This window comes from Burkholderia sp. RF7-non_BP4, from assembly GCF_001521935.1.
Lineage (GTDB): Bacteria > Pseudomonadota > Gammaproteobacteria > Burkholderiales > Burkholderiaceae > Burkholderia > Burkholderia diffusa.
On the sequence record NZ_LOTA01000048.1, the window covers coordinates 84,224 to 103,971 of the forward strand.

At 66.1% G+C, this 19,748-nt stretch carries 16 protein-coding genes; 3 read left to right on the forward strand and 13 right to left on the reverse strand.

Annotated elements, in window-relative coordinates:
- Window positions 1-23 precede the first annotated feature (23 nt).
- The 12 genes from rsmG to WS49_RS17915 form a co-directional block, all read right to left on the reverse strand.
- The gene (gene rsmG, locus WS49_RS17860) at window positions 24-710 is read right to left on the reverse strand and encodes a 16S rRNA (guanine(527)-N(7))-methyltransferase RsmG (protein WP_059531217.1); all 687 of its coding nucleotides are present in this window, start codon (window positions 708-710) and stop codon (window positions 24-26) included.
- Window positions 707-2,677 (reverse strand): tRNA uridine-5-carboxymethylaminomethyl(34) synthesis enzyme MnmG, encoded by a 1,971-nt coding sequence (gene mnmG / locus WS49_RS17865; RefSeq protein WP_059531220.1) that lies wholly within the window; start codon window positions 2,675-2,677, stop codon window positions 707-709. The genes rsmG and mnmG overlap by 4 nt, the downstream gene beginning before the upstream one ends.
- A 516-nt stretch (window positions 2,678-3,193) precedes the next feature.
- The gene (locus WS49_RS17870; protein WP_059531413.1) at window positions 3,194-3,949 is read right to left on the reverse strand and encodes an ABC transporter ATP-binding protein; all 756 of its coding nucleotides are present in this window, start codon (window positions 3,947-3,949) and stop codon (window positions 3,194-3,196) included.
- Complete coding sequence (locus tag WS49_RS17875) at window positions 3,949-5,733, reverse strand: branched-chain amino acid ABC transporter ATP-binding protein/permease (protein ID WP_059531223.1); 1,785 nt, start codon at window positions 5,731-5,733, stop codon at window positions 3,949-3,951. The genes WS49_RS17870 and WS49_RS17875 overlap by 1 nt, the downstream gene beginning before the upstream one ends.
- A gap of 4 nt (window positions 5,734-5,737) precedes the next feature.
- The gene (locus WS49_RS17880) at window positions 5,738-6,793 is read right to left on the reverse strand and encodes a branched-chain amino acid ABC transporter permease (RefSeq protein ID WP_059531226.1); all 1,056 of its coding nucleotides are present in this window, start codon (window positions 6,791-6,793) and stop codon (window positions 5,738-5,740) included.
- A 200-nt stretch (window positions 6,794-6,993) separates the two neighbouring features.
- A complete protein-coding gene (locus WS49_RS17885; protein WP_059531229.1) occupies window positions 6,994-8,151 on the reverse strand; it encodes an ABC transporter substrate-binding protein in 1,158 nt (385 codons plus the stop codon).
- A 1,115-nt stretch (window positions 8,152-9,266) separates the two neighbouring features.
- Complete coding sequence (locus WS49_RS17890) at window positions 9,267-10,241, reverse strand: branched-chain amino acid ABC transporter permease (RefSeq protein ID WP_059531415.1); 975 nt, start codon at window positions 10,239-10,241, stop codon at window positions 9,267-9,269.
- Window positions 10,241-11,125, reverse strand: a complete 885-nt coding sequence (locus WS49_RS17895; protein WP_059531232.1) for a branched-chain amino acid ABC transporter permease — start codon at window positions 11,123-11,125, stop codon at window positions 10,241-10,243. Before WS49_RS17895 ends, WS49_RS17890 begins: the two co-directional genes overlap by 1 nt.
- 114 nt (window positions 11,126-11,239) lie before the next feature.
- Complete coding sequence (locus tag WS49_RS17900) at window positions 11,240-12,439, reverse strand: ABC transporter substrate-binding protein (protein ID WP_059531235.1); 1,200 nt, start codon at window positions 12,437-12,439, stop codon at window positions 11,240-11,242.
- A 77-nt stretch (window positions 12,440-12,516) separates the two neighbouring features.
- Complete coding sequence (locus WS49_RS17905) at window positions 12,517-13,272, reverse strand: ABC transporter ATP-binding protein (RefSeq protein ID WP_059465973.1); 756 nt, start codon at window positions 13,270-13,272, stop codon at window positions 12,517-12,519.
- Window positions 13,269-14,048 (reverse strand): ABC transporter ATP-binding protein, encoded by a 780-nt coding sequence (locus tag WS49_RS17910; RefSeq protein ID WP_040142748.1) that lies wholly within the window; start codon window positions 14,046-14,048, stop codon window positions 13,269-13,271. Before WS49_RS17910 ends, WS49_RS17905 begins: the two co-directional genes overlap by 4 nt.
- A 471-nt stretch (window positions 14,049-14,519) precedes the next feature.
- Window positions 14,520-16,205 (reverse strand): GMC family oxidoreductase, encoded by a 1,686-nt coding sequence (locus WS49_RS17915; RefSeq protein ID WP_059531417.1) that lies wholly within the window; start codon window positions 16,203-16,205, stop codon window positions 14,520-14,522.
- 163 nt (window positions 16,206-16,368) lie between these two features.
- Between WS49_RS17915 and WS49_RS17920 the strand changes: the two genes are divergently transcribed.
- Both WS49_RS17920 and WS49_RS17925 read left to right on the forward strand, forming a co-directional pair.
- A complete protein-coding gene (locus WS49_RS17920; RefSeq protein WP_059531238.1) occupies window positions 16,369-17,268 on the forward strand; it encodes a LysR family transcriptional regulator in 900 nt (299 codons plus the stop codon).
- Window positions 17,269-17,493: 225 nt separating this feature from the next.
- A complete protein-coding gene (locus tag WS49_RS17925; RefSeq protein ID WP_059531241.1) occupies window positions 17,494-18,027 on the forward strand; it encodes a class IV adenylate cyclase in 534 nt (177 codons plus the stop codon).
- Window positions 18,028-18,080: 53 nt separating this feature from the next.
- On the opposite strand, the gene WS49_RS17930 is transcribed toward WS49_RS17925, so the two are convergent.
- Window positions 18,081-18,566, reverse strand: coding sequence for an Lrp/AsnC family transcriptional regulator (locus WS49_RS17930; protein ID WP_006408082.1), 486 nt, complete (start codon window positions 18,564-18,566; stop codon window positions 18,081-18,083).
- A 139-nt stretch (window positions 18,567-18,705) separates the two neighbouring features.
- Between WS49_RS17930 and phhA the strand changes: the two genes are divergently transcribed.
- A complete protein-coding gene (gene phhA / locus WS49_RS17935) occupies window positions 18,706-19,599 on the forward strand; it encodes a phenylalanine 4-monooxygenase (RefSeq protein WP_059531244.1) in 894 nt (297 codons plus the stop codon).
- Window positions 19,600-19,748: the final 149 nt, after the last annotated feature.

Below are 19,748 nucleotides of genomic sequence, written 5' to 3' on the forward strand. Positions count from 1 at the left end.
AAACGGCGCGCTACCGCGCACCTTCAATTCGCCTCGTCGACGGTGACCTCGATCAGATGCCGTTCGGCATCGAGCATCGGTACCGCCAGCCGCATCGTCTGCTTTACGTGACTGCCTTCCGGCAGCCGTGCAATTTCGTCGTCCGGATGGACACCCTTCATTGCCCAGATCGATCCGCCGGGCGCGACGAGATGTCGAGCAAGTTTAACGAAGTCGGATAGATCCGCGAAAGCGCGGGATACGATCATGTCGAATTTTTCCGGAACTTCGACACCCGGCTGCAGCGATTCGACACGCCCGGTGACGATAGACAGGTTCGCGAGCTTCAGCTCGGCGCGCATCTGCGTCTGGAATGCAGACTTCTTCTGCACGATATCGTTCAGCGTGACCCGCCAGTCCGGCTGGACGATCGCCAGCACGATACCGGGCAATCCGCCGCCCGACCCCACGTCGAGCACGCGCGCCGATGCACGGGCGCGCAGATGCGGAACGATGGAGAGCGAATCGAGAATGTGCTGGATCAGCATCTGCTTCGGGTCGCGGATCGCGGTCAGGTTGTAGACCGCGTTCCACTTGCCGAGCAGCGCGACATAGTCGAGCAGCTGGTTGCGTTGTGCATCCGTCAACGTGATGTCGAGCGCGGCCGTGCCGTCGACGAGCATCTGTTCAAGTACGTCCCGATTAACCGCCGGCGCGCGACGCGCCGTCATTGTTGCGTCGGGACGGTGCCGTCCCCCTGTTCCGTCACTTCCGCGGCGGCGCTGTTACGACGGCCGAGGCCCCGGCGTTTCAGGTGCACCATCAGCAGCGAGATCGCAGCCGGCGTGACGCCCGAAATCCGCGATGCCTGGCCGATCGTTTCCGGGCGGAACTCGTTCAGCTTCTGGCTCACTTCGAACGACAGGCCGCGCACCTCGCGGTAGTCGATACCGTCCGGCAGGCGTGTGTTCTCGTTCGCATCGTTGCGCTCGATCTCGCTGGCCTGCCGCTCGATATAGCCCTGATATTTGATGCCAATCTCGACCTGCTCCTTGATCTGCTCGAGCAGCACCGGATCATCGGCCAGTGGCTCCGCAGGCGCACATTCACCGCCCTTCAGGCCGCACACACCGTCGTAGCTGATACCGGGGCGGCGCAGCAGTTCGGCGAGGCTGTACTCGTGATCGATCGCCTTGCCGAGCAACGCAGTCGCCTCTTCAGGCGGCAGCGTCTTCGGCGTGACCCACGTCGACTTCAGTCGTTCGGTTTCACGTGAAACAGCGTCGCGCTTCCGACTGAACGCATCCCAGCGCACGTCGTCGACGAGGCCCAGCTCGCGGCCAATCTCGGTCAGGCGCATGTCCGCATTGTCTTCACGCAGGCTCAGACGGTATTCGGCACGACTCGTGAACATCCGGTACGGCTCGGCCACGCCACGCGTGACGAGGTCATCGACCAGCACGCCAAGATAGGCCTGATCGCGACGCGGGCACCATGCGTCCTTCTCCTGCACGTAGCGGCCTGCATTCAGGCCGGCCAGCAGCCCTTGTGCGGCTGCTTCTTCGTAGCCGGTCGTGCCGTTGATCTGGCCCGCAAAAAACAGCCCGTTGATCGCCTTCGTCTCGAGCGACGCCTTCAGCGCGCGCGGGTCGAAGTAGTCGTATTCGATCGCGTAGCCGGGGCGCAGGATGTGCGCGTTCTCAAGGCCGCGCATCGAGTGCACGAGATCGAGCTGCACGTCGAACGGCAGGCTCGTCGAAATCCCGTTCGGATAGAACTCGTTGGTCGTCAGCCCTTCCGGCTCAAGGAAGATCTGGTGCGATTCCTTCGATGCGAACCGGTGAATCTTGTCCTCGATCGACGGGCAGTAACGCGGGCCGACACCTTCGATCACGCCTGTATACATAGGCGAACGGTCGAGGCCGCCGCGAATGATGTCGTGGGTGCGCTCGTTCGTGTGCGTCACCCAGCACGGCAGCTGCTGCGGATGCTGCTCCGCACGGCCCAGAAACGAGAATACGGGGATCGGATCGAGGTCGCCCGGCTGCTCGTCCAGCTTCGAAAAGTCGATCGAGCGGCCATCGATACGCGGCGGCGTACCGGTCTTCAGGCGGCCCTGCGGCAGCTTCAGCTCCTTCAGGCGGGCCGACAGCGACACCGCCGCCGGATCGCCCGCGCGACCGCCCGTATAGTTGTTCAGGCCGACGTGAATCTTGCCGTCGAGGAACGTACCGGCCGTCAGCACGACCGCACGTGCGCGGAAGCGGATGCCGATCTGCGTGACGGCGCCGACCACGCGGTCGCCTTCGACCATCAGGTCGTCGACAGCCTGCTGGAACAGCCACAGGTTCGGTTGGTTCTCGAGCCGATGGCGGATTGCAGCCTTGTACAGGATGCGGTCAGCCTGCGCACGCGTCGCGCGCACGGCCGGGCCCTTCGACGAGTTGAGGATCCGGAACTGAATACCGCTCTCGTCCGTCGCGGCGGCCATCGCGCCGCCGAGCGCATCGACTTCCTTGACCAGATGGCCCTTGCCAATGCCGCCGATCGACGGATTGCAGCTCATCTGGCCGAGCGTTTCGATGTTATGGGTCAGCAGCAGCGTCTTCGCACCCATACGGGCCGATGCCAACGCGGCTTCCGTGCCGGCGTGCCCGCCACCGACGACGATGACGTCAAATTCTGTGGGAAAAAGCATGGTGGATTCCGTGCGCAGGACTGCGCACGAACCTATCTGAGAAATGTATGGGGCGAATTATAGCGGGTTCGCTTTTCACCCGAAGACCGTCCGAATGGTAGGGCCGGTTCATTTGGTCGTTTTTTTCGCCTGATCATACAAACTGTGCCGTGCGGCCTGCTTCGGCCGGCGCTGCCGCAGCCTCAGCGCACATCGTCAGGCTGTGCAAAATCGCACACCCGGCGGTTGTTTGCGAAACCCGCAGTCGCTGCGCCATCACAGCATTTCGGATCGACCTTCCTGCGCTTATCCCCTGTGCCGTTTGGCCCGTGTCGATAGAACACCGTCGCGCGTACCGCGCTCACTACTCTGTGCAACCCGACGTGATGGGGGCCCCGCTCGTCACAGGGCTTCCGCTTGTTGCTCCGGCACTTATCCCCACGCCCGATTCACCGACGCATCGCCCTCTTCCAGAAAACAAAAGCGGCGTGTTTCACGTGAAACACGCCGCCCGTTTCCAGCCGACCGCCCCACCGATCAAGCCGTTTTTTTCACCAACCCGAGGTATGTTTCGATCACGCGAGGATTTTGCGCCAGCTCGGCCGCCGGCCCTTCCAACGCAAACTCCCCCGTCTCCAGTACATATCCGTAGTCCGAGATCTGCAGCGCGGCCCGGGCATTCTGCTCGATCAGCAGCGTCGCGACGCCTGTGCCGCGTAACGCGCTGATGATATGAAAAATCTCCTTCACGATCAGCGGCGCCAAGCCGAGGCTGGGCTCGTCGAGCATCAGCAGGTCGGGCTTGCCCATCAGCGCGCGGCCCACCGCGAGCATCTGCCGCTCACCACCCGACAGTGTGCCGGCTGCCTGCTTGCGCCGCTCCTTGAGCCGCGGAAACAGCGCAAACACATGATCGAGCTGGTCGAGGAAGTTCGACTCGCCTGCGAGCTTGCGGCGATACGCGCCCAGCACAAGGTTATCCTCGACCGTCATCGTGCTGAACAGCTCGCGCTTTTCCGGCACCAGGCACATTCCCCGCGCGACACGCTGTTCGACCGGCAGTGCGCCCACGTCCTTGCCGCGGTACACCACCGCCCCTGATGCATGCCCGGTCACCGGCAACGCGCCCATGATTGCGTTCAGCAGCGTCGACTTGCCGGCCCCGTTGGGGCCGATCACGCTGACGATCTGCCCGGCGCCGACCTTGATCGCCGCGCCGTGCAGCGCCTCGACCTTCCCGTAACGCACCGCTAGGCCGCGCACGTCGAGAATCGGCATCGTCGTATCCGTCATCATTCCACCCCGCCCAGATATGCTTCGAGCACCGCCGGATCCTGCTGCACGTCCTGCGGCAGCCCTTCCGCGATCCGCGTGCCGAATTCCATCACCACCAGCCGGTCGGTGAGGTTCATCACGAAATCCATGTCATGTTCCACGAGCAACACGCTCATCCCTTCCGCCTTCAGGCGCCGCAGCAAGTGGGCGAGTTGCTGCTTCTCCTGGTAGCGCAGCCCGGCAGCCGGCTCGTCGAGCAGCAGCAGCGTCGGATCGCAGCACAGCGCGCGCGCGATTTCGAGAATCCGCTGCTGGCCGAGCGCGAGGCTGCCTGCTTCGTCGTACATGTGCCTCTCCAGCCCAACGCGGCGGATCTGGCGTGCCGCCTCGGCCAGCAGCTGCGCTTCCTCGTGCGCATTGAGCCGCGCGATGCTGCGCCACACGCCCGTATGGCCGCGCAGGTGCGCGCCGATCGCGACGTTCTCGAGCACCGTCATCGTCGGCAGCAGCTTCACGTGCTGGAACGTACGACCGATCCCCCGCCGGACGATCTGGCGCGACGTGAGCCCGTCGATCCGCTCGCCGCGGAACGTGATCGTGCCGGCGGTCGGCTGCAGCACGCCGGTCACGAGGTTGAACGTGGTCGACTTGCCGGCGCCATTCGGGCCGATCAGGCCGATGATCTGCCCCGCTTTCACGTCGAAGCTGACGTCATTGACGGCCACCAGGCCGCCGAACTGCTTGCGCGCGTTATCGACGACGAGCAGCGGCTCGCCCGCCACCGGCTTCGCGCGCTGCGGCAACGGATCGGCATGGTCGGGCACATGTGCGCGCGGCCCGCGCGGAAACAGCTTCGCGACGAACGGCCATACACCCTGGCGTGCGTACTGCAGCAGCAGCACCATCAGCACGCCGAACACGATGATCTCGAAGTTGCCTTCCGAGCCGAGCAGCTTCGGCAACAGCGTCTGCAGATAGTCCTGCAGCACCGTGAGGATCGCCGCCCCGAGCACCGCGCCCCACACGTGCGACACGCCGCCGACCACGGCCATGAACAGGAATTCGATCCCGTGGTTCAGGCCGAACGGGGTCGGGTTCACGGCGCGCTGCAGGTGCGCATACAGGAAGCCCGAAACCGCCGCGAGCACGGCCGCGTAGACGAAGATCACGACGCGCATCCACGCGGTGTTCACGCCCATCGCCTCGGCCATCACGCCGCCGCCGCGCAATGCGCGGATCGCGCGGCCTGGCCGGCTGTTGAGCAGGTTCTGCACCGACACGATCGCGGCCAGCACGACGGCCCAGATCAGGAAGTACAGGCTTCGGCCGCTTCCCAGCTCGATGCCGAACAGGTTCAGTGCCGGAATCCCGTTGATCCCGTCGTACTTGCCGAGCAGTTCGAGGTTGCCGAACAGGTAGAACAGCGCGAGGCCCCACGCGATCGTGCCGAGCGGCAGGAAGTGCCCGGACAGGCGCATCGTGACCGCACCGAGCACGAGCGCGACGAGCGCCGTCAGCACGACGCCGACGATCAGCGCGAGCCACGGCGACACGCCGTAGCGCGTCGTCAGGAATGCGGTCGCATACGCGCCGATGCCGACGAATGCGGCCTGCCCGAAGCTCGTCATCCCGCCGACGCCCGTCAGCAGCACGAGTCCGATCGCGACGATCGCGTAGAGGCCGATGTAGTTCAGCAGCGTGATCCAGTATTCGGGCACCTGCAGCGCGCCGGGCAGCACCGGCAGCGCGAACAGCGCCACGAGGAACACCCAGAAGGTCTTGTTGCGTACCATCGTCTTCATCGCGTCACTCCTCTTCCTCTTCCGTGTGCGGCGTCGCGAAACTGCGCCACAGCAGCACCGGGATGATCAGCGTGAACACGATCACTTCCTTGTACGCGCTCGCCCAGAACGACGAATACGATTCGAGCACGCCGACCAGCAGCGAGCCGGCGGCCGCGAGCGGATAGCTGACCAGCCCGCCGATGATCGCGCCGACGAAACCCTTCAGGCCGATCAGGAAGCCGGAGTCGTAATAGATCGTCGTCAGCGGACCGACGAGGATGCCGGACAGCACACCGAGCCCGGCCGCCAGCGTGAACGCGAGCCGCCCGGCTTCGGTCGTGCCGATGCCGACGAGCCGCGCGCCGAGCCGGTTCACCGACGTCGCACGCAGCGCCTTGCCGGCGATCGTGCGGCCGAAGTACACGTAGAGCGCACCGATCAGCACCAGCGCGGTCACGACCACGAGGATGCTCTGCACCGACACCGTCATGCTGCCGACCGACAGCGACGCATCCGCGAAGCCGTTGGTGCGCGAACCTTCCGCCCCGAACATCACGAGCCCGAGGCCGACCATCGCGAAATGGACGGCGACGGACACGATCAGCAGTAGCAGCGTCGTGCCTTCGGCGATCGGCTGATAAACGAGCCGGTAGACGAACGGCCCCATCGGCACGACGATCGCGAGCGTCAGCGCGATCTGCGCAAGCATCGGCATCGGCTGCGCGGCAAAGCTGCGCGTGATCGCGAACACCGCGAGCGGCAGCAGCACGTAGCGGCTACCGAGCGTTGCGAGCGTGCGGCCGAGCTGATGGCGGCGTTCGCGATGGCGGATCAGGCCGCCCACTTCCAGCAGGAAGCACGCGATACCCATCACGAACAGCAGCCAGCAGGTGGCGGGAAATTTCTGCGCCTGCAGCGCTGCAAGCGTGAGCGCACCGTAGGCGACGAATTCGCCCTGGGGAATGAAGATCACCCGCGTGACGGAAAACACCAGCACGAGCGCCAGCGACAGCAATGCATAAATGGCGCCGGTCGTGATGCCGTCTTGCGCGAGGATCGCCGCAATCGAGAGATCCATACGTTTCGTGTATCGAGAATGCTGCGGAGAAACGAGAGACGGGAATGGCCGCGGCGCACGAACGGCAAGATCGGCGCGTCGGGCGCCACGCGGCGGGCCCCGGTGATTCCATGCGGCACGGGAGCGGCCGTCAGGCCCGCTCCGCTGCCGACGGCGCGCACGACGCCGTTCGCGCCGCGCCCGCCGGTTTCACGTGGTGCTTATTCGGCCTGCAGCTTCCACTTGCCGTCGACGATCTGCACCATCACGCGCGCACGCGTGTCGAAGCCGTTGTGATCGGTCGGCGTCGTGTTGATCACGCCGTGCGACACGGGCAGGTCCTTCACGCTCTCGAGCGACGCGCGCAGCGCCTCGCGGAACGCCTCGGTGCCCGGCTGGCCCTTCTTCAGCGCGTCGGGAATCGCACGCTGCAGCAACAGCCCCGCATCCCATGCGTGGCCGCCGAAGGTCGACAGCGAACCGGCGCCGTACGCCTTCTCGTACGCGGCCTTGTAGCCGAGCGCCGGCTTCTTCACCGGGTTCGAATCGGGGAGCTGGTCGGTCACGAGCACCGGGCCGGCCGGCAGGATCTCGCCTTCGCAATCCTTGCCGCACACGCGCAGGAAGTCGTTGTTCGCGACGCCGTGCGTCTGATACACCTTGCCCTTGTAGCCACGCTCCTTCAGCGTCTTGGCGGGCAGCGCGGCCGGCGTGCCGGACCCGGCGATCAGCATCGCGTCGGGATTCGAGCCCATCAGCTTCAGCACCTGCCCCATCACCGACGCGTCGGTGCGGTTGTAACGCTCGTTCGACACGAGCTTCAGCCCGTTCTTCTCGGCCGCCGCGCTGAACGTCTTGTACCAGCTGTCGCCGTACGCATCGGCGAAGCCGATGAAGCCGACCGTCTTCACGCCGTGCTTCGCCATGTAGCCCGCGATCGCATCGGCCATCAGCTGGTCGTTCTGCGGCACCTTGAACATCCATGCGCGCTTCGCGTCCATCGGCGAGATGATCTGCGCGCTCGCCGCGAGCGAGATCGTCGGCGTCTTGCCCTGCGATACCGGATCGAGCATCGCGAGCGAGTTCGGCGTGACGGACGAACCGATGATCGCGTCGACGTGATCCTCGTCGATCAGCTTGCGCACGTTCTGCACCGCGCGGCTCGTGTCGGACGCATCGTCGAGCACGATGTACTGGACGCTCTTGCCCGCGATTTCCTTCGGCAGCAGCGCGATCGTGTTCTTTTCCGGAATCCCGAGCGATGCGGCCGGCCCGGTGGCCGACAGCGTCACACCGATCTTCACCTGCGCCGACGCCGTGGCCGCCGCGCACACGAGGCCCGCGGCAAGCAGAACCTCCATCCATCGATTCATCTTCATTTACGTTGTCTCCAAACGCTGCTCGAAAAATCCGCGGGTCGCTCGGGCGGCTCCCGGTCCTCAAACAAGTTAATAATTTAACTATCTCGCCGTACCGCGCCTACGCTCGTTTTCCCGTGAAACGCCGGCACCGCCATCAAGCCCCGGCGAGACCGCGCGCACATGCGCCGCGGCGCGTGCCGACACGGTCGTGCGACCGCCACGATGCGCGGCGGCAATGTCGTCAGGATGAACAAAACGGAGGAATGCGACGTTGCGCGAGACGCGATCGATGCGGACGCAACGATCGTCGGAAGGTCGGCCGGCCGGGCCGGGTTCGGCTCCACGAGCGAGCGGCGCAGAATCGAAAAATCGGCCGTTCATGCGAACGCGAACGACACGTCGGATGCGAACGCAACGACCGCGGAGACCGTCGTGCCGGCAAATCGCACCGGAACGCGCATGCCGGCCGCAGGACGGCTCGTGAACGCCGGGGCATACCCGTGCACCGCCGACCCCGAACGAGCGGCGCCAGCCGCCCCTCGCACCCCGATCCATCGTCCCGCGCTTCTCATCCAACCGCACTCCCTCTTCTGCATTTTGCTTGTAGGAGAACTGCCGACCGTTTTCCCGACCGCTCGGTCGGCGAAAGCTGAGTGTAACGGACGCTTTTTGCGCACGCCAACCGGGTAAGCCCGGACGACGATGCACGCGGCTGCGCGCCGGCGGCGATCGACCGGCAGGAATGGATGAAAACGGGGAGACGGGATGAGGCGAGCGAGGTGGTGCAGAATGCGGCGCCACTGCCCTGCACCAGCAATGGAAATTCGCGCACCAAATGAAAAAGCGCTGTTGGATTCCGTCCAACAGCGCTTTGGGGTCCGGGCACTTTGTGCCTCGATTGTCTCCTCGTTCTCCACCTGCAAATTCGTTTCGCGGTGCATCAGAACTGAAACGAAGATTAAAGGACCTTTCACCCTGCGACAACTTAGCATTTACCCCTATGGTGCATCGCCGCACGAAAATGGGGCACCAGTCTCGCCGCGCGGCACCGGCACGAGGCCGCCGAAACGCCCTTCCCGGCCGCGCCGGATGGTGCTTCGCATCAACGCGCCGCGCCGACCGCCGCGCTGCGATCAGGACGGCCTGAGCGTCTTGACCCGCGCGACCATCTCGCCGACGATCCCGCGCCTGAATGCAAGCACGCATGCGATGAAGATCAGCCCCGTGACGATCGTCGTCGATTCGCCGAGCGAGTGGAACCAGCCGATGCCGGTCGCCGACGCGAGCCACTCGCCGATGTCGCCGAGCCGGTCCTCCAGCGCGACGATCAGCGCCGCGCCGAGCAACGGCCCGAACAGCGTGCCCATCCCGCCGACGAGCGTCATCAGCACGACGAGGCCCGACATCGTCCAGTACGCGTCGGACAGCGTTTCGAAACCGAGCACCAGCACCTTCAGCGAACCGGCCAGCCCCGCGAGCCCGGCCGACAGGATGAACGCGAGCAGCTTGAAGCGGTCGGTGTCGTAGCCGAGCGAGATCGCGCGCGCCTCGTTCTCCTTGATCGCGACGAGCACCTGGCCGAACGGCGAATGCACGATCCGCACGATGAACGCGCACGCCGCGACGATCACCGCGAGCACGACGTAGTAGAGCGCGACGTCGTTCGACAGGTCCACGAGCCCGAACAGGTGCCCGCGCGGCACGCCCTGCAGGCCGTCCTCGCCGTGCGTGAACGGCGCCTGCAGGTAGATGAAGTAGACCATCTGCGCGAACGCGAGCGTGATCATCGCGAAGTAGATGCCCTGCCGGCGGATCGCGAACAGGCCGACCACGAGCCCCAGCAGCGTCGCGGCGAACGTGCCCACGAGCACGCCAAGCTCGGGCGTGAAGCCGAGCGTCTGGATCGCATAACCGGTCGAATAGCCGGCGGTCGCGAGGAACATCGCGTGGCCGAACGACAGCAGCCCCGTATAGCCGATCAGCAGATTGAACGCGGCCGCGAACAACGCGAACGTGAGCACCTTCATCACGAACACCGGATACGCACCGATGAACGGCGCGGCGAGCAGTGCCGCGAGCAGCACGCCGTAGAGCACTTTTCTCTGCATCATTTTTCCTTGCCGAACAGGCCCGCCGGGCGAATCAGCAGCACGATCGCCATGATCACGAACACGACCGTGGCCGATGCTTCCGGATAGAACACGCGCGTGAAGCCCTCGATCACCCCGAGCAGCAGGCCCGTGATGATCGAACCGAGGATCGAACCCATCCCGCCGATCACGACCACCGCGAACACGGTGATGATCATCGGCTGGCCCATCAGCGGCGACACCTGGATCACCGGCGCCGCGAGCACGCCCGCGAACGCCGCGAGCGCGACGCCGAAGCCGTAGGTGAGCGTGATCATCATCGGCACGTTCACGCCGAACGCCTCGACGAGCTTCGGGTTCTCGGTGCCGGCGCGCAGATAGGCGCCCAGGCGCGTCTTCTCGATCACGAACCAGGTCGCGAGACACACCGCGAGCGACGCGAGGACCACCCACGCACGGTAGTTCGGCAGGAACATGAAGCCGAGATTGGTCGCGCCGGACAGCTGCGACGGCACGTCGTACGGCTGGCCGGACGCCCCGTAGATCGAGCGGAACACGCCTTCGACGACGAGCGTGAGGCCGAACGTGAGCAGCAGCCCGTACAGGTGATCGAGCTTGTACAGCCAGCGCAGCATCGAACGCTCGATCAGGATCCCGAACGCACCGACGATCAGCGGCGCGAGCATGAGCATCGCCCAGTACGGCAACGCGAAGTACGACAACCCCATCCACGCGAGCATCGCGCCCAGCATGAACAGCGCGCCGTGCGCGAAGTTGATCACGTTGAGCAGCCCGAAGATCACCGCGAGGCCGAGGCTCAGGATCGCGTAGAACGAGCCGTTGACGAGCCCGAGCAGCAACTGGCTCAGCATCGCCGGCAACGGAATGCCAAAGATTTCCATCGACTTAGCCGTCAGAATGAGTTTCGTTGCGTGCGCAACGTTCAAGCCGTCGCGCGCACGGGCGGCGCAGCGGGCACATCGCTGCGCCCGCCGCCGCGCGGCGCTACGTCGCGCTTACTTCCACAGCGCGCAGCGCGATTCCTGCTTGGTGCCGAATGCCTGATCGCCCGGAATCGTCGCGAGCACCTTGTAGTAGTCCCACGGCTCCTTCGATTCGGACGGCTTCTTCACTTCCATCAGGTACATGTCGTGAATCATGCTGCCGTCCTGGCGAATGAAGCCCTTCGCGTAGAAGTCGTTGATCTTCATCTTCTTCAGCTCGGCCATCACCTTGTCGGAGTCGGTCGTGCCGGCCGCCTGCACGGCCTTCAGGTAGGTCGTCACCGACGAATAGTCGGCCGCCTGCAGGCTCGACGGCATCTTCTTCATCTTGCCGAAGTAGCGCTGCGCCCACTGGCGCGACGCCGCGTCGCGGTTCCAGTACCAGCTGTCGGTCAGCACGAGGCCCTGCGTCGTCTCGAGGCCGAGGCTGTGCACGTCGTTGATGAACATCAGCAGCCCGGCGAGCTTCATCGTCTTCGTGATGCCGAATTCCTTCGCGGCCTTGATCGCGTTGATCGTGTCGCCGCCCGCGTTCGCGAGGCCGAGGATCTGCGCCTTCGACGACTGCGCCTGCAGCAGGAACGACGAGAAATCCGACGCGGACAGCGGATGCCGCACCGCGCCGAGCACCTGGCCGCCGTTCGCCTTCACGACGTCCGACGTGTTCTTCTCGAGCGCCTTGCCGAACGCGTAGTCGGCGGTCAGGAAGAACCAGCTCTTGCCGCCCTGCTTCACCACCGCCGAGCCGGTGCCCTTCGCGAGCGCCATCGTGTCGTACGCATAGTGCACCGTGTACGGCGTGCACTCCTCGTTCGTCAGCGTATCCGCGCCCGCACCGATGTTGATGTAGACCTTCTTCTTCTCCGCGGCGAGCTTGGCCATCGCCAGCGCCGTCCCCGAATTCGTGCCGCCGACGAGCAGGTCGAGCCCGCCGCGGTCCATCCATTCGCGCGCCTTCGACGCGGCGATGTCCGCCTTGTTCTGGTGATCGGCATAGACGACCTCGATCGGCTTGCCGAGCACCTTGCCGCCGAAATCGGCGACGGCCATGCGGATCGCCTCGAGGCCGCCCTGCCCGTCGATGTCCGCGTAAAGCCCCGACATGTCGGTGACGAAACCGATCTTCACGCTATCCGCGGCGTGTGCGGCGCCGGCGGTGAACGCTGCGGTCGCGACCGCGAGACACGCGTGTGCGAGGGTCTTCATTTTCATTGACGTCTCCTGTTCTTCTGATGCGTTGTGGTTGTTCGAAGGCCGCCACGGCTAGCGGCAAGGGAAACGGGGCGGCGTCACACCCCGAGCAGGTCGTGAAGGATCGGCATCTTGCCTTCCAGTTCTGATGAGCGGAAATGCTCGACGATGCGGCCATGTTCCATCACGTAGAAGCGATCGGCGAGCGGCGCGGCGAAGCGGAAATTCTGCTCGACCATCACGACCGTATAGCCGCGCGCCTTCAGCGCGACGATCATTCGCGCGAGCGCCTGCACGATCACCGGCGCGAGGCCTTCGGAAATCTCGTCGAGCAGCAGCAGGTTCGCGCCGGTGCGCAGGATCCGCGCCACCGCGAGCATCTGCTGCTCGCCGCCGGACAGCCGCGTACCCTGGCTCTGCCGGCGCGACGCGAGGTTCGGGAACATCGCGTAGATCTCGTCGAGCGACATCGCGTGCTCGCGCGGCCCGATCGGCGGCGGCAGCATCAGGTTCTCCTCGCACGACAGGCTCGAGAAGATCCCGCGCTCCTCCGGGCAATAGCCGACGCCGAAATGCGCGATGCGATGCGTCGCGAGGCCGATCGTCTCGTTGCCCGCGACCTTGATCGAGCCGCTGCGCCGGCCGGTGAGGCCCATGATCGCGCGCAGCGTCGTGGTGCGGCCCGCGCCGTTGCGGCCGAGCAGCGTGACGACCTCGCCGCGATGAACGCTCAGGTCGACACCGTGCAATATGTGGGATTCCCCGTACCAGGCCTCGAGGCCCGTGATCTCCAGCGCGGGCGTGCCGCTTTCGACGCCGCTCAATTCGCGTTCCTCCCGTTCGCTGTGCTTCATGCGTGCGCCCCCGCGAGCGCCGCGTCGGCGCTGCCCATGTAGGCCTCGATCACCAGCGGATTCTTCGACACTTCCGCATACGACCCTTCGGCCAGCACCTCGCCGCGCTGCAGGACGGTGATCGTGTCGGAGATGCCCGCGATCACGTTCATGTTGTGCTCGACCATCAGGATCGTGCGGCCGCTCGCGACCTTCTTGATCAGCGCGGTCACGCGGTCGACGTCCTCGTGGCCCATCCCTTGCGTGGGCTCGTCGAGCAGCATCAGTTCGGGTTCCATCGCGAGCGTCGTCGCGATCTCGAGCGCGCGCTTGCGGCCGTACGCGAGCTCGACCGTCGGCACGTGCGCGAAATCGGTGAGGCCGACCTGCGTGAGCAGGTCCATCGCGCGATCGTCGAGGCGCCGCAACGTGCGCTCGCTGCGCCAGAAGTGGAATTCGGTGCCGAGCGCGCGCTGCAGGCCGATGCGCACGTTCTGCAATGCGGTCAGGTGCGGGAATACCGCCGAGATCTGGAAGGAACGGATGATGCCGCGACGTGCGACCTGGGCGGGCCGCTCGTCGGTGATGTCGATGCCGTTGAAGACGATCTGGCCGGCCGTCGGGGTCAGGAATTTGGTGAGCAGGTTGAAGCAGGTGGTCTTGCCCGCGCCGTTCGGTCCGATCAACGCATGGATCGCACCGCGGCGCACACGCAGGTTGACGCCGTTCACGGCGGTGAAGCCCCTGAATTCCTTCGTCAGTCCGCGTGTTTCGAGAATCGTGTCGCCGAGAATCATGTTCCCTTCCGTACGAAGTCAGGCGAAGCACCGGGAAGATTCGCGCAAGCGACCGCGAACAGAACCGCGGATCAGCGGGCTGCCCCCGGGGCGCCGTATTACGCCTCGAGGGTGGTCTCCCGCGCCGACGCGTATGCACACTGCGCAACATTGTCGCGCCGTTGGTGCAGTGCAATCATCGGGATTTGCACTTATAGGGCTGGCCGCCATACAGGACGCGGCTGAGCGCGCATTTCGACGCGTTTTTTTTGACACGCGCATCATCGACGGTCGCGCGCTCGCACGACGCGTGCCTGCGCGAAAGCGGGCACGTTACGCTGCGCGTCATGTCGTCGCGCAACAAGAAGACTGCGAACAATGCGCGGCGTGCGCGTCGTCGATCGGTTGCGATCCGCACGCGCGAGCTTGTTTCGCATAGCGAATCAGCGGGCACCCGGATGACGGCCCGCTGGCGCGCGTGTCAGCGTGGCGTCATGCTGCCGTCACCGCCGCTTCCGTTCGCACCTGTGTCGCGTCGTGCGCAGCACGTCGATCGGCGCGGATCATGTCGCTCGCGCGCTCGGCGATCATCAGCGTCGGCGAATTCGTGTTGCCCGACGTGATGAACGGCATCACCGATGCATCGACGATCCGCAGCCCCGCGATGCCGCGCACGCGCAGCCGGCTGTCGACGACGGCGCGCGCGTCGTCCGCACGCCCCATCCGGCACGTACCGACCGGATGGAAGATCGTCGTGCCGACCGCACCCGCCGCTTCGATCAGTTCGGCTTCGGTCTGGTACCGCGTGCCGGGCAGGATCTCCTCGGGGCGGTAGCGCGCGAGCGCCGGCGCGGACGCGATCCGGCGCGTGAGGCGCAGCGCATTCGCCGCGACATGACGATCGTGGTCGGTCGACAGATAGTTCGGTGCGATCGACGGCGCCGCGCCCGCATCGGGGCTCGCGATATGCACGCTGCCGCGCGAGCTCGGCCGCAGATGGCAGACGGACGCCGTGAAGGCGTTGAAGCCGTGCAGCGGCTCGCCGAAACGCTCCAGCGACAGCGGTTGCACGTGGTATTCGAGATCGGGGCGCGTGAGCGCGGGATCGTCCGGATCGGACTTCGCGAACGCGCCGAGCTGCGACGGCGCCATCGACATCGGCCCGCGCTGCAGCAGCGCATATTCGGCGCCGATCATCAGCTTGCCCCACCAGTGCGCGGACAGCGTGTTCAGCGTGCGTACACCTTCGACGCGAAATGCCATCCGCAACTGCAGGTGATCCTGCAGGTTCTCGCCGACACCCGGCAGATCCTGCACGACGTCGATGCCGAGCGCCTGCAGCCGCGCGCCCGCACCGATGCCCGACAGTTCGAGCAACTGCGGCGAATTCACCGCGCCGGCGGTGAGCAGCACTTCGGCGCGCGCGCGCGCGACGTAGTCGGTGCCACCGCCGCGATACTCGACGCCGACCGCGCGCCGCCCCTCGAAGATCACGCACTGCGCTTGCGCGCCGGTGATCACGGTGAGGTTCGGGCGGGTCATCGCGGGCCGCAGGAACGCCTTCGACGTATTCCAGCGCACGCCGCGCTTCTGGTTCACTTCGAAATAGCCGACCCCGGTGTTGTCGCCGCGGTTGAAATCGTCGGTCGCCGGGATGCCCGTCTGCTGCGCGGCCTGCGCGAACGATTCGAGGATTTCCCAGCGCAGCCGCTGCTTCTCGACGCGCCAGTAGCCGCCCGCGCCGTGCGCATCGCTCGCGCCCGCGTGGTGGTCCTCGCTGCGCTTGAAGATGGGCAGCACGCTGTCCCACGACCAGCCGGCGTCGCCGGTTTCCTGCGCCCAGCCGTCGTAATCCTCGCGCTGGCCGCGCATGTAGATCATCCCGTTGATCGACGAGCAGCCGCCGAGCACGCGGCCGCGCGGATACGACAGCGCGCGGCCGTTGAGCGCCGCCTCGGGCTGCGTCTTGTACAGCCAGTCGGTGCGCGGATTGCCGATGCAATACAAATAGCCGACCGGGATGTGGATCCAGTGATAGTCGTCCTTGCCGCCGGCTTCGAGCAGCAGCACGCGGATCTCGGGATCCTCGGTCAGGCGGTTCGCGAGCACGCAGCCCGCGGTGCCCGCGCCGACGATCACGTAATCGAATTCGCCCTCGAGCGTGCGTTGAGTACTCACGAGTGTCTCCATGGATTGTTGTGTATCGCGCATGCGATTCCGCGCGTCGTTTTCAGCATAGTGCGTCGCGGGCGATGCGGTCGATGAAGCGTACTCCGGCCGCCCGCCGCCGATCCAATGAGTTATGCTGAACCGCGTTATAAGCTGCGCTCATATCACGACGATGGATCTCACCCTGCTCCGTGCGTTCGCGACGGTCGCCCGCGAAGGCAACCTGACGCGCGCCGCCGTGCATTTGCACCTGACGCAGCCGGCCGTCAGCCTGCAGATCAAGCATCTGCAGGAAACGCTCGGCGTCACGCTGTTCACGCGCACGTCGCGCGGGCTTGCGCTCACGCGAGACGGCCAGACGCTGCTGCCGCATGCGGAGCGCGCGTTGGCCGCGGCCGCGGACGTGCAGCGCGCCGCTGCTGCGCTGCGCCACGAGGTGCGCGGACGGCTGCGGATCGGCACGATCCTCGATCCCGGCTTCCTGCGGCTCGGCGGCTTCCTGCGCGCGCTGGTCGAAACCCATCCGCAGATAGAAACCGCGTTGCGGCACGGGATGTCCGGCTGGGTGCTCGAACAGGTGCGCGCGCAGGCGCTCGACGTCGGCTATTACATCGGCCGGCCCGGCGAGGACGATCCGCGCGACGACGCGCTGTTCCACACGGTCACGCTCACGCACTTCCAGTACCGCGTGCTCGCGCCGGCCGGTTGGAAGGAGCGCGTGCAGCGCGCGCACGACTGGCGCGCGCTCGCCGCGCTGCCGTGGATCTGGACGCCGCCGGCGTCCGCTCATCACCGGCTGCTGTCGCGGCTGTTCGCGGCGGCCGGCGCGCAGCCGGTGAAGGTCGCCGAGGTCGACCAGGAGCAATCGATGCTCGATCTCGTGAAATCGGGGATCGGGTTGACGCTCGCGCGCGACTCGACCGCGTTGGCCGAAGCGCACGCGCATGCGCTGACGATCGTCGAACGCGTGACGGTGCCGACCGAACTGACTTTCGTGACGCTCGCCGAGCGGCGCGCCGAACCGGCGATCGCGGCCGCCCTGCGGCTGATCGAGACCCAATGGGCGATATGAGCGCCGCTGATGCCGGTGCGGCCGATCGCGCACCGGACTTCAGCGTCCGACGCGCATCAGGTGCCCGATCGGCGCCCGTATGTGACGGGTGTTATCGCGAACGGGCGCGAATCGCCGGCCCGCGGCGCGTCGCCGCGTCCCGCCTTCCCGTCACGCCACCATCGCAGGCTTTTTGCTAGATTGTGCCTTCGCACACCGCGAGACCTCTGATTGAAGGAGACCCGCATGGCCCGCAACATCGAGATCAAAGCCCGCGCCCGTGAATTCGACCGGCTGCGCGAACAGGCGGCCAAGCTCGCCGCCGAAGCACCGCTCTTCTACCGCCAGCAGGATTTCTTCTACGACGTGCCGCGCGGCCGGCTGAAGCTGCGCCGCTTCGAGGACGGCACGCCGGCCGAACTGATCTTCTACCAGCGCGACGACCGTGACGGCCCGAAGGCGTCGTACTACACGCGCAGCCCGGTGACGAACCCGGACGCGATGCACTCGCTGCTCGCGACCGCGCTCACCACGCGCGGAATCGTGACGAAGGAACGGCACGTGTACCTCGTCGGCCGCACGCGGATTCACCTCGACCGCGTCGACGGCCTCGGCGACTTCATCGAACTGGAAGTGGTGCTCGGCCCCGACGACGACGAAGCCGGCGGCGAAGCCGAGGCCCATGACGTGTTCGCCAAGCTCGGCGTGGCGCAGGAGGATCTCGTCGCGGTCGCGTACGTCGACCTGCTGAACGCCGACGCACGATCCGAAGCGGCCTGATCCGGTCTGTCCGCGGCGGCGCCTCGCGCCCCGCCGCCGGCCCGGCCACCGCGTCAGGCGGCGCCGGGCGCCAGGTGCGCGAGCGGCAGCGCGCCGTTGCGCTTGAAGGTCGTCAGCACGATGTTCGAGCGCACGCTGTCGACGCCCGGCACGCGCATCAGCTTCTTCATCACGAACTGCGACAGCGCGTTGAGATCCGGCGCGACGATCCGCAGCAGATAGTCGGCGTCGCCGACCACCGCATGACATTCGAGCACTTCGGGCAGCACGTCGATCTGTTGCTGGAACTGCTCGATGATCGAATCGCCGTGGTGCTTGAGCTTCAGGCTCGTGAACGCCGTGACGCCGAGCCCGAGCTTTTCGGGGCGCAGCATCACGCGGTAGCCTTCGATCACGCCGGCCGCCTCCAGCCGCTGCAGCCGCCGGCCGATCTGCGACGGCGACAGCGGCACCTCCTCGCCGAGCTGCTGGTGCGTCGCGCGGCCGAAGCGCTGCAGCACATCGAGAAGCGCGAGATCGAAGTGATCGAGTTCCAGCATGAGCATTCTCCGCATTGATTCCGATTTTGATGCGCGATTATCGCATCAATAAGCGAATCCACGCCATCTTTGCGCCCATTCCGCATGTCGCCCGCTCTACACTTGCACGGTTCCCAACCACAGCGTGCAGAGCCTCACCATGTCCACCGTCGTCACCGCGAAACTGCAGGAGCAGTTCGACGCGGGCCTCGAAACCCGCGCCGATTTCACCATCGACCAGCCGCTCGAACGCTACGGCCAGGTCGACCACGCGGTGTGGCGGCAGCTCTATGCGCGCCAGTCGGCGCTGCTGCGCGGACGCGCATGCGACGCGTTCGTCGCGGGGCTCGGGAAGATCGAGCTGCCGGCCGATCGCGTGCCGTCGTTCGCCGACGTGAATCGCCAGCTGAAACCGGCCACCGGCTGGGAAATCGTCGCCGTGCCGGGCCTCGTGCCCGATCGCGTGTTCTTCGAGCACCTCGCGAACCGGCGGTTTCCGGTCACCTGGTGGATGCGGCGCCCCGATCAGCTCGACTACCTGCAGGAACCCGACTGCTTCCACGACCTGTTCGGCCACGTGCCGCTCCTGATCGAGCCGGTGTTCGCCGACTACATGCAGGCATACGGCCGCACCGCCCTCGCGGTGGCGGACGACGAAGCGGCGCTCGCGCGACTGGCGCGTCTCTATTGGTATACGGTGGAGTTCGGGCTGATCCGCGACCCGAACGGCACGAACGGGCTGTCGATTTACGGCGCCGGGATCGTGTCGAGCAAGGGAGAGAGCCTGTACAGCCTCGAAAGCGCGGCGCCGAACCGGCTCGGTTTCGACCTCGAGCGCGTGATGCGCACGCGCTACCGGATCGACACGTTCCAGAAGACCTACTTCGTGATCGACGATTTCGCGCAATTGTTCGCGCTGGCCGACGTCGACGGCCGTGCGCTGGCCGACCGGCTGGCTGCGCTGCCCGAATTCCCGGCCGGCGCGGTGGTCGACGGCGATCTCGTGCTGCATCGCGGCACGGGCGAAGGCTGGCCGGACGACGCCGACGCGTAAGTCCGCGGGCCATGCCGGCGTGATTCGCGCGCCGGCGCCCGCCCCCCTCCCGATGTCCGTCTCCGGATGGCCGTCCCGCAACTATGAAACAATGACCGGTACCGGCTTTGCCGCGTGGCCCTTGCCCGCGTGCGGGCGCCGTTACCGAA